This is a genomic window from Rhizobium pisi (genome assembly GCF_003938655.1).
GTDB lineage: Bacteria > Pseudomonadota > Alphaproteobacteria > Rhizobiales > Rhizobiaceae > Rhizobium > Rhizobium pisi.
Genome location: NZ_RJJT01000042.1, coordinates 1 through 13,465, shown reverse-complemented (window position 1 = coordinate 13,465; position 13,465 = coordinate 1). Strand labels below are relative to the sequence as shown.

Genomic DNA, 13,465 nt, shown 5'->3' with positions numbered 1-13,465 from the left:
TCCGGTTTGTGTTTAGCGCCGCAGCCAGTCGTCGATGCCGCGCGCTGCCGCCCGGCCGGATGCAAGGCAGGCGGTGAGAAGGTAACCGCCGGTCGGCGCTTCCCAGTCGAGCATTTCGCCGGCGGCGAAGATGCCCGGCAGGGCTTTCAACATATAGGCGTCGTCGATGCCGCTCCAGCGGATGCCGCCGGCCGAGGAGATCGCCTCGGCAATCGGCCGGGTTTCGAGAAGCGGGATCGGCAGGGCCTTGATCCTTATTGCCAGCCGTTCGGGATCGGTCCGCTCCTCTTCGGAGACGAGTTCCCGCAGCAATGCCGCCTTGACGCCGTCGAGGCCGGCGCCCTTGCGCAGGCGGTTGGAGAAGCTTGATTTGGCGTCCTGCCGCGCAAGATCACGCGCCAGCCTTTCGATCGGCCGGCCGGGCGCCAGGTCGAGCGTCAAGACGGCCCTGCCATGGCTCTGCAGCCGGTCGCGCAACGCGGCGGCATGGGCGTAAACAAGACTGCCTTCGATGCCGCCTGCGGTGACGACGAATTCGCCGGGAAACGTGCCGGCATCGGATGTGGCGGTGACCGACTTTACCGGTTCGCCGGCGAAACGCTCGCTGAAGCTTGCGCACCAGCCGACGACGAAGCCGCAATTGGCCGGCCGGAAGGCGTCGACCTCGACCCCTCGCTCCGATAGCAAGGGTAACCAGCTGGCATCGGAGCCGAGGCGCGGCCAGCTTGCGCCGCCGAGCGCCAGCAGGGCTGCGTCGCAATGGACGATGGTGCGCCCTTCCGGCGTTTCGAAAACATGGCCGCCATCGGCAAAACCGGTCCAGCGATGGCGGGTGCGCAGCGCAACGCCCTGGTTTTCCAGCTGCCGGAGCCATGCACGCAGCAAAGGAGAGGCCTTCATCACCGCCGGGAAGACCCGGCCGGAGGAGCCGACGAAGGTCTCGGTCCCGAGCCCTGCAGCCCAATCCCGGATATCATCGGGGGTGAAGGCATCGAGAGCCGGGCGCAGGCGGGCGGAGGCCGTGCCGAAGCGTCTGGCGAAGCGCGCATAATCCTCGGAGTGGGTGATGTTGAGGCCCGATTTGCCGGCCAGCAGGAACTTGCGGGCGAAGGTCGGCATGGCGTCATAGACCGTCACCGCATGGCCGGAGAGTGAAAGCAGTTCCGCAGCCGCAAGGCCCGCCGGGCCGCCGCCGATGACTGCAATCTGCTTCTGGTTCATTGGTGTCTTGCCCGATTCTGTCTGGGGCAGTTTTGGCGCGGGCTGGGATCGCCCGCAAGGGCGCAAGCCGTCAATGATGCGAATGCCTGCACTGGCCGTGATCGGCGAGGACCTCGATGACGCGGCACTGGTCGACGCGACCATGGCCGCAGCCTTCCACCATGGTTTCCAGCTCGGCCTTCAGCGCCATCAGGCTGCGGATGCGCTGCTCGACCTCCACGAGGCGCGCCTTGGCGATGGCATCGGCCGAGGCGCAGGACTGGTGCGGATCGTCCTGCAGGGTCAGCAGCGTTCGGATGGCTTCGATCTCGAAGCCGAGCTCGCGGGCATGGCGGATGAAGGCGAGGCGGCTGATGTCGGCGGGCTCGAAGGAGCGCTGGTTGCCTTCGCTACGGCTCGGCGCCACAAGCAGGCCGATGCTCTCGTAATAACGCACCGTCGGCACCTTCACGCCGCTCTGGCTGGCGGCTTCGCCGATCGTTATTTTTTTCATGATTTTCCTCTTGCACCTCTAGTCGCTAGAGGATGTAGGAGGGATGCTTCTGTTTGGCAAGGAAGCGACGATGGCTGAGACGAGCGAGACACGATACCGGGTTGGCGGCATGGATTGCGCCGCCTGTGCAACCAAGATCGACACGGCAGTCAGACGCGTGGCTGGCGTCGCCGATGTTTCCGTCTCGGTGATGGCAGGCACGATGACCGTCCGGCATGACGGCAGCAGCGACCTCAAGGCAATCGAGAAGAGGGTGACGGGGCTCGGCTATTCCGTCGCGCCGCTTGCCGGAGGGGCAGCGCCTGCGCATGAACACGGTTCGCACCATCGTCACGACCATGACCACCACCACCACGATCACGGCGATCACGCAGGCCACGACCATGATCATGCGAGCCATGACCACGATCATGAAAGTCATGAGGGACATGATCACGCAGGTCATGATCACGCCCATGGCGAGAAGGAAATCGAAGGCCTGCACGGACATGATCATGCGCCGATGGCCGGCCCCTGGTGGCAGAGCAGGAAGGGCCGGCTGACCATCCTCTCGGGTGTGGCGCTCGTTGCCGCCTATGCCATCGGCCATCTCGTGCCGGCGGTTGCATCTTATGCCTTCATCGTCGCCATGCTGGTCGGTCTGGTGCCGATCGCGCGGCGGGCGGTCATGGCGGCCCTCTCAGGCACGCCGTTCTCGATCGAAATGCTGATGACGATCGCGGCCGTCGGCGCCGTTATCATCAATGCCGGCGAAGAGGCGGCAACCGTCGTCTTCCTGTTCCTCGTCGGTGAGATGTTGGAAGGTGTGGCTGCGGGCAAGGCGCGCGAAAGCATCCAGTCGCTGACGGCCCTGGTGCCGAAGAAAGCGCTGCTCGAAGACAATGGACAGACTCGGGAGGTGCCTGCGGAAAGTCTTGCTGTCGGCGCGATCATCATGGTTCGTCCGGGTGATCGCATCTCGGCGGACGGCATCATTGTATCAGGCGAGAGCGCGATCGACGAGGCTCCGGTGACGGGCGAGAGCACGCCGGTGCGCAAGGGCGTCGATGCCATCGTTTTTGCCGGCACGGTCAATGGCGACGCGGTGCTGAGGGTTCGCGTCACGGCGGCCGCCGCTGATAATACCATCGCACGCGTCGTCAAGCTGGTGGAGGAAGCGCAGGAATCGAAGGCGCCGACGGAGCGCTTCATCGACCGGTTCTCACGCTATTACACGCCGGGCGTGGTGGTGGTCGCAGCACTCGTCGCGATCGTTCCGCCGCTATTTTTCGGCGGTTCGTGGAGCGAATGGATCTACAAGGGTCTTGCTATCCTCTTGATCGGCTGCCCCTGCGCGCTTGTCATCTCGACGCCGGCGGCGATCGCCGCTTCGCTGTCGGCCGGGGCACGGCGCGGGCTCTTGATGAAGGGCGGCGCGGTGCTGGAAACACTCGGCAAGGTGACGATGGTCGCCTTCGACAAGACAGGCACGCTGACGGCAGGCAAACCTCAGGTGACCGACATCATTGCCTTCAGGCTGGGCGAGGCTCAGGTCTTGTCGCGCGCGGCGGTACTGGAGCAGGGTTCCAGCCATCCGCTGGCGCTGGCGATCCTCAACCGCGCCAAGGCGGACGGCGTTCCCGTGCCGCCGGCCTTCGAGCTGGAAGCGCTGCCCGGCAAGGGTGTCAGCGGCAAAGTCGGCGGCGAGACGCTGGATCTGCTGTCGCCGCCTGCCGCCCGCGAACGCGGTGCGCTCGGCGCGGAACAGGACGCGCGCATCACAGCATTGAACGACGAGGGCAAGAGCGTATCGGTGCTGCTCGTCAACGGTGCGGCGGCCGGCCTGATCGCCATGCGCGACGAGCCGCGCGAGGATGCCAAGGCCGGTCTCTCCACGCTCAAATCGGCGGGCGTCAAGGCGATCATGCTGACCGGCGACAACAAACGCACGGCAGCGGCCGTGGCCGGCATGCTCGGCATCGACTGGCGCGGCGAGATGATGCCCGAGGACAAGCAGCGGGTCGTCGGCGAACTGAAGCGTGAGGGCTTTATCGTCGCCAAGGTGGGCGACGGGATCAACGACGCCCCTGCGCTCGCCGCAGCCGATATCGGCATTGCCATGGGCGGGGGCACCGATGTGGCGCTGGAGACGGCGGATGCCGCCGTGTTGCACGGCCGTGTCGGCGACGTGGTGCGGATGATCGAGCTTTCCAAGCGGACGATGCGCAATATCCTGCAGAATATCACCATCGCGCTCGGGCTGAAGGCGGTTTTCCTGGTGACGACGATTGCCGGCATCACTGGACTCTGGCCGGCGATCCTCGCCGATACAGGTGCCACCGTGCTGGTGACGATCAACGCGCTAAGGCTGCTTCAAATAAAGGCATGAATGTTCCTCGATTCGACTGAGACCCGACGATTCGAGCTTGATCGGGAATCGAAAATCGCAGAGCTGGGACCTTCTCCACAGCCTCATGTCTTTAAGCTTTGGTTATCCATGTTTTTCACAGGAATGCAGCGATTTCAAACCTGCCGTAACGCAATGCACAAACCATCCGTTGACGTGAATTCCGATTCGCGTACTATATCTAGTGTTTGAGGTTCCTTCGATTCGTGAGGATCGAGGGCTAAGACGGGAATACGGTGCGCTTCGCCATCATGGCGCGGCAATGCCGGAGCTGCCCCCGCAACTGTAAGCGGCGAGCAACTGTCCGATTTCAGGTCACTGGAGCATGATGCTCTGGGAAGGCTGGGGCAGGGTGCTTTGACCCGTGAGCCAGGAGACCTGCCTCGAACGAAACGTCCACGGGCGGGGTGTCCGGAAGGTCGCGTTGCATGGCTGCCGATCATGTCCGCAGCGCGTTTCGCAGGCCCGAACCTCCGCATGAGCCATTTCGGGGTGAAGTCATGTCGAACATATCAAGGCCGCCGCCCGCGCAAGTCCCACAAGGGATCGTATCCGGCGTTTAAGCGCCAACTCTGCCAAATCATTATCAAGCGTTGCCTGGACGCCGCGAGGCGCCCCGATCCCAGTCCTGCGTCCTGAATTCATTGACATCACGAGGAACATGATGAGCGTTACCGTTTACAGCAAGCCCGCCTGCGTTCAATGCACTGCTACCTACCGCGCCCTCGACCGTCTGGGCGTCGATTATGACATCATCGATATCTCGCAGGATGCCGAAGCGCTCGATCGTGTGCGCAGCCTCGGTTACATGCAGGTTCCCGTCGTCATCGCTGGCGAGCGGCACTGGGCGGGCTTCCGTCCCGACATGATCAGCGCGCTTTCTTGATCGGAAAAGCGATGGGGCTGATCGTCTATTATTCCAGCCGGTCCGAGAATACCCATCGGTTTGTCGCCAAGCTCGGACTGCGCGCGGCGCGCATTCCCTCAAGCGGCGCAGACGCGTTCCATATCCGCGAACCCTTCGTGCTTGTTGTGCCGACCTATAGCGGCGACGACGGCAAGGGGGCTGTTCCCAAGCAGGTGATCCGTTTCCTCAACGATGCGGAAAACCGAGGACACCTCCGGGGCGTGATTGCCGCGGGCAACAGCAATTTCGGCGAAACATACGGGCTCGCCGGCGACGTGATCTCGCAGAAATGCCAGGTGCCGTACCTCTACCGGTTCGAGCTGCTGGGCACCGAAGACGACGTCGCCAACGTCAAACACGGAATGGAACGGTTTTGGACACGGGAACAACTCTGACGCGGGATGCGGGCGCAAAACCGCATAACACTTTTGCTCATCCCGCCGGCGAACGCCCTTTAAAAGCGGCTGATGCACTCGACTACCACGCGCTGAACGCGATGCTGAACCTCTATGATGACGAGGGAAGGATCCAGCTCGACAAGGATCGTTTGGCGGCGAAGCAGTACTTCCTGCAGCATGTGAACCAGAACACGGTGTTCTTTCACAATCTTCGCGAAAAGCTCGATTACCTCGTGACCGAGGGCTATTACGAGCAGGAGGTTCTCGACCAGTATTCCTTCAATTTCGTCCGCGACTTGTTCGACCAGGCCTATGCCAAAAAATTCCGCTTCCCAACCTTCCTCGGCGCCTTCAAATACTACACCAGCTACACTCTGAAGACCTTCGACGGAAAGCGCTATCTCGAGCGCTACGAGGACCGCATCTGCATGGTGGCGCTGAATTTGGCGCGCGGCGACGAGGCTCTGGCCCGCGATATGGTCGACGAGATCATTGCCGGCCGTTTCCAGCCGGCGACGCCGACCTTCCTCAATGCCGGCAAGAAGCAGCGCGGCGAGCTCGTCTCCTGCTTCCTGCTGCGCGTCGAAGACAATATGGAATCGATCGGCCGGTCCATCAATTCGGCGCTGCAGCTCTCCAAGCGCGGCGGCGGCGTGGCCCTGTCGCTGACGAACATCCGCGAGGCCGGCGCACCGATCAAACAGATCGAGAATCAATCCTCCGGCATCATCCCCGTGATGAAGCTGCTCGAAGACAGCTTCTCCTATGTCAACCAGCTCGGTGCGCGCCAGGGCGCGGGCGCGGTCTATCTCAATGCCCATCACCCCGACATCATGCGCTTCCTCGATACCAAGCGCGAAAATGCCGACGAGAAGATCCGCATCAAGACGCTGTCGCTCGGCGTCGTCGTGCCCGATATCACCTTCGAGCTCGCGAGGAATAACGAGGATATGTATCTGTTCTCGCCCTATGACGTGGAGCGCGTCTATGGCGTGCCCTTCACCGAAATTTCGGTGACGGAGAAATATCGCGAGATGGTGGCGGATGCCCGCATCGCGAAGAAGAAGATCAAGGCGCGCGAATTCTTCCAGGTGATCGCCGAAATCCAGTTCGAGAGCGGCTATCCCTACATCATGTTCGAGGACACGGTGAACCGGGCGAACCCGATCGCCGGGCGCATCTCCATGAGCAATCTCTGCTCGGAGATCCTGCAGGTGAGCGAGGCGAGCGACTACAATGACGATCTTTCCTACAAACATCTCGGCAAGGATATTTCCTGCAATCTCGGCTCGCTGAACATCGCAGCGGCCATGGATTCCGCCGATTTCGGCAAGACGATCGAGACCTCGATCCGGGCGCTGACTGCTGTCTCCGACATGAGCCATATCTCCTCGGTTCCCTCGATCGAGAAGGGCAATGACGAGAGCCATGCGATCGGCCTCGGCCAGATGAACCTGCACGGCTATCTTGCCCGCGAGCGCATCTTTTACGGCTCTAGGGAAGGCGTCGATTTCACCAATATCTATTTCTATACGGTGACCTATCACGCGATCCGCGCCTCGAACCTCCTGGCGGTCGAGCGGGGCACGAGCTTCAAGGGCTTCGAAAATTCGAAATACGCCTCCGGCGAATATTTCGACAAATATACGAACCAGGAATGGAGGCCGGCGACCGAGAAGGTGCAGGCGCTGTTCGATGATGCCGGCATTCATATTCCGACGCAGGAAGACTGGCTGGAACTGAAGAAGGCCGTGATGGCCTCAGGCCTCTATAACCAGAACCTGCAGGCGGTGCCGCCGACGGGGTCGATCTCCTACATCAACCACTCGACCTCCTCGATCCACCCGATCGTGTCGAAGATCGAGATCCGCAAGGAAGGCAAGATCGGTCGTGTCTATTATCCGGCGCCGTTCATGACCAACGACAATCTCGATTATTATCAAGACGCCTACGAGATCGGGCCGGAGAAGATCATCGACACCTATGCGGCGGCGACCCAGCATGTCGACCAGGGTCTGTCGCTGACCTTGTTCTTCCGCGATACGGCAACGACGCGCGACATCAACAAGGCGCAGATTTATGCCTGGAAGAAGGGCATCAAGACGATCTACTACATCCGCCTTCGCCAGATGGCGCTGTCCGGCACCGAGGTGCAGGGCTGCGTTTCCTGCACACTTTGACCGACCGGAGATAATGATGAACATGCAATTCAAACCGGTCAGCCGCGTGCGCGCCATCAACTGGAACCGCATCGAGGACGATAGGGATCTCGAAGTCTGGAACCGCCTTACGGGCAATTTCTGGCTGCCGGAAAAGGTGCCGCTTTCCAACGACATCCCCTCCTGGGCGACGCTGACGGCGGCCGAGCAGCAGCTCACCATCCGCGTCTTCACCGGACTGACGCTGCTCGACACGATCCAGAACGGCGTCGGCTCGATCAGACTGATGGAGGATGCGGCGACGCCGCACGAGGAGGCAGTGCTTTCCAACATCTCCTTCATGGAGGCGGTGCATGCCCGCTCCTATTCTTCGATCTTCTCGACGTTGTGCTCGACGCCTGATGTCGACGATGCCTATCGCTGGTCGGAGGAGAACGAATTCCTGCAGCGGAAATCGGCGCTGATCATGGAGCAATACGCTTCCGGTGATGCACTGAAGAAGAAAGTCGCGAGCGTCTTCCTCGAAAGCTTCCTGTTCTATTCCGGCTTCTACCTGCCGATGTATTGGTCAAGCCGTGCCAAACTCACCAATACGGCCGACATGATCCGGCTGATCATTCGCGACGAGGCGGTGCACGGTTATTATATCGGCTACAAATTCCAGCGCGGGCTGGAACGGCTTGGCGAGGAGCGGAAGGCGGAGATCAAGGATTTCGCCTTCGAGCTGCTGCTCGAGCTTTATGATAACGAGGCAAGGTATACTGAAGCGCTCTATGACGGTGTCGGGCTGACCGAGGACGTCAAGAAATTCCTGCATTACAACGCCAACAAGGCGCTCATGAACCTCGGCTACGAGGCGCTTTTCCCGGCCGAGGCTTGCAAGGTCAATCCGGCGATCCTGTCTGCGCTCTCGCCGAATGCCGACGAGAACCACGACTTCTTCTCCGGTTCGGGTTCCTCCTATGTCATCGGCAAGGCGGTCGCGACCGAGGACGAGGATTGGGATTTCTGAGACTTAATTTCAGCCTCCCCTTATCATTTGCTTCTCGATCGACCACATTCAGCGGAAGCTGAATTCGGTACTCGCCAATGGTGTGGCTTAGCGGGAGTTTCTGATGTCGTCTTTTCTAAACAGGACCAAAGTTGCCGTTGAAACGGACGAAGGCATCTGGCCGATCCGCCGGAGGCGCATTCTCGACTGGCTGGTGAACGAAACGCGCAACGAGCGCTTCATCGACAACATCCTGGTGGAAATGTGCGGGAAGCTTATGGCGGCAGGGGTGCCGGTGGCGCGCGCGACATTGCATTTCAGGACGAACCATCCGCAGTGGATCGGCGCCCGCATCCTCTGGAAGGAGGGTCTGACGGAGGCGAAGATCGACACTTTCGCCTATGGTGTCGAAAATACCCAGGAGTTCCTGACGAGTCCCATCAACGCGATCCATCAGGGTGCCGAAGAGGTCCGCAGACAGCTGGAAAACATAGCCGACGGTGACGAGGATTCATTTTATCGGGAACTGCACGACAGCGGCCTCACCGAATATATCGCTTGGCCGGTCGAGCATACCTTCGGCAAACGGCACGTCGTGACATTTTCGACCAGCCGGCCGGGCGGTTTTACGAGCGAGCATGTCGATTTCCTGCGTGATCTCTTGCCGGCGCTGACCCTTGTCAGTGAAATCAGGCTGAAGAACATCATGGCGCGCACGCTGCTGCAGACCTATGTGGGCCCGCATGCGAGCGAGCACATCCTGTCGGGTGCGACGACGCGCGGCAGCGGGGCGACCGTCGGCGCGGCGATCATGATCTGCGACCTGCGCGACTTTACGGCGATTTCCGATCTCTGGCCGCGCGATGACGTCATCCATCTGCTGAACGATTATTTCGATGCGATATCGGACCCGGTCGAACGGTATGGCGGCGAGATTCTGAAATTCATGGGCGACGGATTGCTGGCGATCTTCCCTCTCGCCAAGGAAACGGCCTGCCTCGATCTGCTGCAGGCGATCCGCGAAGGGCAGGCGTCGATGGCGAAATTGAACGAGGAGCACATTCGCATGGGGCGCGACCCTCTGCGCTACGGCGTCGGCGTGCATGTCGGCGACGTCATGTACGGCAATATCGGCTCGCGCCGGCGGCTGGATTTCACCGTCATCGGCCCGGCGGTCAATATTGCTTCGCGGCTCGAAAACTTGACCAAGGAGGTCAAGCGCCCGGTGCTCCTGTCGCGGGCCTTCGTCGAAATGGCGGGCTGCGCGAAAGACATGGACAGCCTCGGCACCTTCCCGCTGCGCGGGCTTGGCGAGCCTGTCGATGTCTTCGCCTTTCCGGAGGGGTAGCGTCCGGCAGGCTCATACGCCCCGCTTGTTTCCCCAAAGCAGCACATGCAGTTGCGGCAGCACGCGGACAGAAAACCACCGGTCGGCCGTCACTTTCTCGACCAGCCAGTGCATCCGATCCATCACGCCGTCGATATCGACGCGTGCGTCGTCGTCATCGGGCGGCGGCGGCGTATGGTTGCCCGGTTGAAGGAACAGGGGAACGTAGGGATAGCGTTGACCCACCTGCTGGGCGAAGACATAGTCGGCATCGTTGAAAACGACGATTTTCAACGCGATCTCCGGCCCGCCGGCAGCCAGTCGAAGACAGTTGTCGACCTGCTCCCAGTCGGTCGACATTCCGCTTGATGGCGCCTTCGGGCTCAAGACCAGCATGTCGAGATCGCGAAACCAGTCCCGCGCCACGCTTCCCTGTGTTTCCAGTGCGAAGCGGTATCCCTGGGAATGGCCGAGCTCGATCAGTGGTCCCAGGGGCTGGATCGCCGGATTGCCGCCAGAAAGGGAAACCGTCATCGGCTTGCCTCCGGAGAGCTTTTTGACCTCCAGCCAGACTGCCTCGGTGGACATGGGAATCCATTGATCCCGGAACGCGCTGTCGACCGCGTGAAGGCTGTCGCACCAGGAACAGCGGTAGTCACAACCGCCCGTCCTGACGAACACCGTCGGCAGCCCGATCAACGCGCCTTCACCCTGTATGGTTGGGCCGAAGATCTCGCTGACGCGAATGGTTTCCACGCTCATGGCCTGTACTCCGCCCAGGTCTTGGGCGTCTCGCTGATGCGCACCGATGATGTCTCGGGGAAGCGCTGCTTGCACCAGTCGTAAAAATGCTTGGCCAGGAACTCGGACGTGACCTTCGAATGACCGAATACGTCGTTCAGATGACGATGATCGAGGGTTTCGTCGATGTAGCGTTTGAGCGGCGAGAGATCGTGATAGTCGCGAACGAAGCCGTCGTCATTCAGGCTTTCGGCAGCAAGCTCGACGACCACGACATAGTTATGGCCGTGGAGCCGGGCGCATTGATGGTCGGCAGGAAGGTGATCCAATTGATGCGAGGCGGAGAGATGAAACTCCTTGGTGATGCGGTACATCAGCGCGCCTCCGTGGCGGAATATCGCGAGACGGCCGCTTTCCAGAAGTCGAGGTCTTCGTATTCCGTTGGATCGGTGACGCCGGCAAGATGGAAAGCCTCGCGGCGTTCCACGCAGGTTCCGCAGCGTCCGCAATGGAGCTTGCCGCCCTTGTAGCAGGACCAGGTTTCCGCGAAGGGCGTGGCGTGTTTTGCGCCGTCCGCCACGATCGCCGCTTTGGAGACATCGACATAGGGCGCAAGCAGCTTGACGCTGGCATAGCCTTCCAGCGCCTCGTTCTGCATGCGCTGGAAGGCATCGATGAAGCCCGGCCGGCAGTCCGGATAAATGAAATGGTCGCCGCCATGCACGGCGACGGCAACGGCATCCGCCTTTTGCGCAGCCGCCAAACCGAATGCGATTGCCAGCATGATGGCATTGCGGTTGGGCACCACAGTGGCCTTCATGGTCTCCTCGGCGTAGTGACCGTCAGGGACCTCGACATCGTCGGTCAGGGCCGATCCGCTGAGATGGCCGCCGATGGCGGCGATGTCGATGATGTGGTGTGGAACCGCGAGCCGTACGGCACATTTGGCGGCGAAATCGAGTTCCTTGCGATGGCGTTGGCCGTAGTCGAAGGAGACGAGACCGATAAGCTGTTCTTCCGCCGCTATCTTGTGGGCAAGCGAAACGGAGTCGAGTCCGCCGGAGCAGACGACGATAGTTTTCATATTTTAGATTCCCTTGTTTTGACCGGGTGGGCTGCGACCGGATTACGGCGTGCTTTTAGGACAAATCACGCGCCAGGGAAATAGTTTTAAGATATCTGCTTTCCGAGCGGGTCTAACCGATCGGAAAATTGATCTGCGGCGGCAGCAGGAGATGCAGATCTGCGACGTCGGGATTGTTGATGCGCTGCAGCAGCATGCGGCCGAGATCTTCGCCGGCCGCCGTCAGATCCTCGTGGATCGTATCGACCTTCGGCTGCAATTGCGTGAGAAGACGGGACGTCTCCTTGGCGACGATATCGTAGTCGGTGGCGAGTGTGCGGCCGGCGTCGCTCATGCCGCTGATGGCGGCGAGCGCGGAAACCTCGCCGGGACAGATAAAGCCGTCAGGCGCCTCCAGGGCGGCCGCGCGGGCGCTGATGAAATCGCGCAGCAAATCCGCCGGCGTATCGAGATCGACGGCTTCGGGGATCTCATAGGCGATGCCGGCCTCCCGCACCGCCGTCATGAAGCCGTGCAGGATATGCTGGCAGAAGGTCAGCCGTTTCGGCGGCAGGATCACCGTGACTTTTCTGCGGCCCTTCGCGATCAGCCGGCGCGTCGCCTCATAGGCGAAGGTGAAATTGTCGTAATCGACATAAGGGTGCGGTGTCGAAAATTCGGTGCGGCCGTGGCAGATGAAGGGAAACCCGGTTTCGAGCAGCAGGCGGACGCGGGCGTCGAGCGGTTCTGTTCGCGTGAAGATCAGCCCGTCGGCCAGATGATTGCGGATGATGTATTCGGCAGCCTCGACATTGGTCGTCGACAGGAAGTTGGGAGCGACGACAAGATGGTAGGAGGTCTCTTTCAGCGCCTTGGCGATGCCGTACATGATCGAGGTGCTGAAGCCGACCACTTCCTCATGCGAATCGAGCAGGATGGCGATGACGTTGGTACGGCCCGTCTTGAGCCGCTGCGCGGCCCGGTCGGGGAGATAGCCGATCTCGCGGGCGATGCGGTGCACACGTTGGCGGGTCTCGAGCGAAATTTGCGGCGCATCGGAGAGCGCCCGCGACACCGTCGTCACCGCAAGGCCAGCGATCGTGGCGATCGTTCGCAAGGTCGGCTTGCCGCGCTTCGGCATGGTATCGAGGTTTTCGCCGCGCTGCGGCCGGGACGATTCGCTCACTCTGGCTTTCCATGCTGGAATTGCCGGTACAATAACACGATGAGACCGGTGCGCAATCGACGAATGAAAACGTTTTAAATTTTGACAGTTTATTAGTCATTCAAAAAATCTGCATCATATTCAACATGATGGTGAAGTAATCATATTTTTCTCGGGTGTCGAGAAAGGGCTTGACGATCAATGCTTTATAACGTTTTAAATTAGCAACCGCGCGGAGGAGCGCGGCCGTATGCTGACCGCCAAATGGCGGGAAGCATCGGGCGGCAGGGAGGTCCCGCCGCCGATTTCAATGGGAGGAAATTCATGCGCAAGTTTTTAAGTTCGGCGGCTATTGCTGTTGTGATGATGGCTGGTCTTGGTGGCGCGCAGGCAGCCGATGTGAAGGAAGTGCAGATGCTGCACTGGTGGACGTCGGGCGGCGAGGCTGCGGCTTTGAACGTGCTGAAGCAGGATCTGTCGAAGGAAGGTTTTGCCTGGAAGGACGTGCCGGTGGCTGGTGGTGGCGGTGACGCGGCGATGACGGCGCTGAAGGCGATGGTGGCGGCCGGTACTTATCCGACGGCCTCGCAGATGCTGGGTTATACCGTGCTCGA

12 protein-coding genes, 1 pseudogene and 1 riboswitch are annotated in these 13,465 nt (G+C 60.9%); of the genes and pseudogenes, 7 read left to right on the top strand and 6 right to left on the bottom strand.

Going from position 1 to position 13,465, the window contains the following annotated elements:
- Positions 1-12: 12 nt before the first annotated feature.
- Both EFD55_RS32165 and EFD55_RS32160 read right to left on the bottom strand, forming a co-directional pair.
- Complete coding sequence (locus tag EFD55_RS32165) at positions 13-1,221, bottom strand: TIGR03862 family flavoprotein (protein WP_125851058.1); 1,209 nt, start codon at positions 1,219-1,221, stop codon at positions 13-15.
- A 70-nt stretch (positions 1,222-1,291) separates the two neighbouring features.
- The gene (locus EFD55_RS32160) at positions 1,292-1,714 is read right to left on the bottom strand and encodes a MerR family transcriptional regulator (RefSeq protein ID WP_125851056.1); all 423 of its coding nucleotides are present in this window, start codon (positions 1,712-1,714) and stop codon (positions 1,292-1,294) included.
- 70 nt (positions 1,715-1,784) lie between these two features.
- Here EFD55_RS32160 and EFD55_RS32155 point away from each other — a divergent pair, with 70 nt between their 5' ends.
- The 6 genes from EFD55_RS32155 to EFD55_RS32130 all read left to right on the top strand — a co-directional run bounded on the left by EFD55_RS32155 (position 1,785) and on the right by EFD55_RS32130 (position 9,903).
- On the top strand, positions 1,785-4,082 hold the full coding sequence (locus EFD55_RS32155; protein WP_125851054.1) for a heavy metal translocating P-type ATPase: 2,298 nt from the start codon (positions 1,785-1,787) through the stop codon (positions 4,080-4,082).
- Positions 4,083-4,274: 192 nt separating this feature from the next.
- Positions 4,275-4,500: riboswitch (cobalamin riboswitch) on the top strand.
- 264 nt (positions 4,501-4,764) lie between these two features.
- A complete protein-coding gene (gene nrdH, locus EFD55_RS32150) occupies positions 4,765-4,986 on the top strand; it encodes a glutaredoxin-like protein NrdH (protein ID WP_125851052.1) in 222 nt (73 codons plus the stop codon).
- Positions 4,987-4,997: 11 nt separating this feature from the next.
- A complete protein-coding gene (nrdI, locus tag EFD55_RS32145; protein WP_125851050.1) occupies positions 4,998-5,402 on the top strand; it encodes a class Ib ribonucleoside-diphosphate reductase assembly flavoprotein NrdI in 405 nt (134 codons plus the stop codon).
- Complete coding sequence (gene nrdE / locus EFD55_RS32140) at positions 5,381-7,585, top strand: class 1b ribonucleoside-diphosphate reductase subunit alpha (protein WP_125851048.1); 2,205 nt, start codon at positions 5,381-5,383, stop codon at positions 7,583-7,585. The genes nrdI and nrdE overlap by 22 nt, the downstream gene beginning before the upstream one ends.
- Positions 7,586-7,601: 16 nt before the next feature.
- Complete coding sequence (nrdF, locus tag EFD55_RS32135; protein WP_125851045.1) at positions 7,602-8,576, top strand: class 1b ribonucleoside-diphosphate reductase subunit beta; 975 nt, start codon at positions 7,602-7,604, stop codon at positions 8,574-8,576.
- Between the two features lie 103 nt (positions 8,577-8,679).
- Positions 8,680-9,903 (top strand): adenylate/guanylate cyclase domain-containing protein, encoded by a 1,224-nt coding sequence (locus tag EFD55_RS32130; protein ID WP_125851043.1) that lies wholly within the window; start codon positions 8,680-8,682, stop codon positions 9,901-9,903.
- Positions 9,904-9,915: 12 nt separating this feature from the next.
- Here EFD55_RS32130 and queE read toward each other — a convergent pair whose 3' ends face one another.
- From queE to EFD55_RS32110, 4 genes are all read right to left on the bottom strand, one after another.
- Entirely contained in the window at positions 9,916-10,644 is a 729-nt protein-coding gene (gene queE, locus EFD55_RS32125) for a 7-carboxy-7-deazaguanine synthase QueE (RefSeq protein WP_125851041.1), read from the bottom strand.
- The gene (gene queD, locus EFD55_RS32120) at positions 10,641-10,997 is read right to left on the bottom strand and encodes a 6-carboxytetrahydropterin synthase QueD (RefSeq protein ID WP_125851039.1); all 357 of its coding nucleotides are present in this window, start codon (positions 10,995-10,997) and stop codon (positions 10,641-10,643) included. The genes queE and queD overlap by 4 nt, the downstream gene beginning before the upstream one ends.
- Positions 10,997-11,707 carry a 7-cyano-7-deazaguanine synthase QueC gene (gene queC, locus EFD55_RS32115; protein WP_125851037.1) on the bottom strand — a complete coding sequence of 237 codons (711 nt, stop codon included), beginning with the start codon at positions 11,705-11,707 and terminating at the stop codon, positions 10,997-10,999. The genes queD and queC overlap by 1 nt, the downstream gene beginning before the upstream one ends.
- Positions 11,708-11,819: 112 nt before the next feature.
- On the bottom strand, positions 11,820-12,872 hold the full coding sequence (locus EFD55_RS32110) for a LacI family transcriptional regulator (RefSeq protein WP_125851035.1): 1,053 nt from the start codon (positions 12,870-12,872) through the stop codon (positions 11,820-11,822).
- Positions 12,873-13,175: 303 nt separating this feature from the next.
- Between EFD55_RS32110 and EFD55_RS32105 the strand changes: the two are divergent.
- Positions 13,176-13,465: pseudogene (locus EFD55_RS32105) on the top strand (sugar ABC transporter substrate-binding protein); the annotation flags it as partial.

Coding starts and splice junctions, on each gene's coding strand:
- queD (WP_125851039.1), bottom strand. CDS start 10,997: ATGTACCGCATCACCAAGGAGTTTCATCTCTCCGCCTCGCATCAATTG.
- nrdI (WP_125851050.1), top strand. CDS start 4,998: ATGGGGCTGATCGTCTATTATTCCAGCCGGTCCGAGAATACCCATCGG.
- nrdF (WP_125851045.1), top strand. CDS start 7,602: ATGAACATGCAATTCAAACCGGTCAGCCGCGTGCGCGCCATCAACTGG.
- EFD55_RS32130 (WP_125851043.1), top strand. CDS start 8,680: ATGTCGTCTTTTCTAAACAGGACCAAAGTTGCCGTTGAAACGGACGAA.
- EFD55_RS32160 (WP_125851056.1), bottom strand. CDS start 1,714: ATGAAAAAAATAACGATCGGCGAAGCCGCCAGCCAGAGCGGCGTGAAG.
- nrdH (WP_125851052.1), top strand. CDS start 4,765: ATGAGCGTTACCGTTTACAGCAAGCCCGCCTGCGTTCAATGCACTGCT.
- queE (WP_125851041.1), bottom strand. CDS start 10,644: ATGAGCGTGGAAACCATTCGCGTCAGCGAGATCTTCGGCCCAACCATA.
- EFD55_RS32165 (WP_125851058.1), bottom strand. CDS start 1,221: ATGAACCAGAAGCAGATTGCAGTCATCGGCGGCGGCCCGGCGGGCCTT.
- queC (WP_125851037.1), bottom strand. CDS start 11,707: ATGAAAACTATCGTCGTCTGCTCCGGCGGACTCGACTCCGTTTCGCTT.
- EFD55_RS32155 (WP_125851054.1), top strand. CDS start 1,785: ATGGCTGAGACGAGCGAGACACGATACCGGGTTGGCGGCATGGATTGC.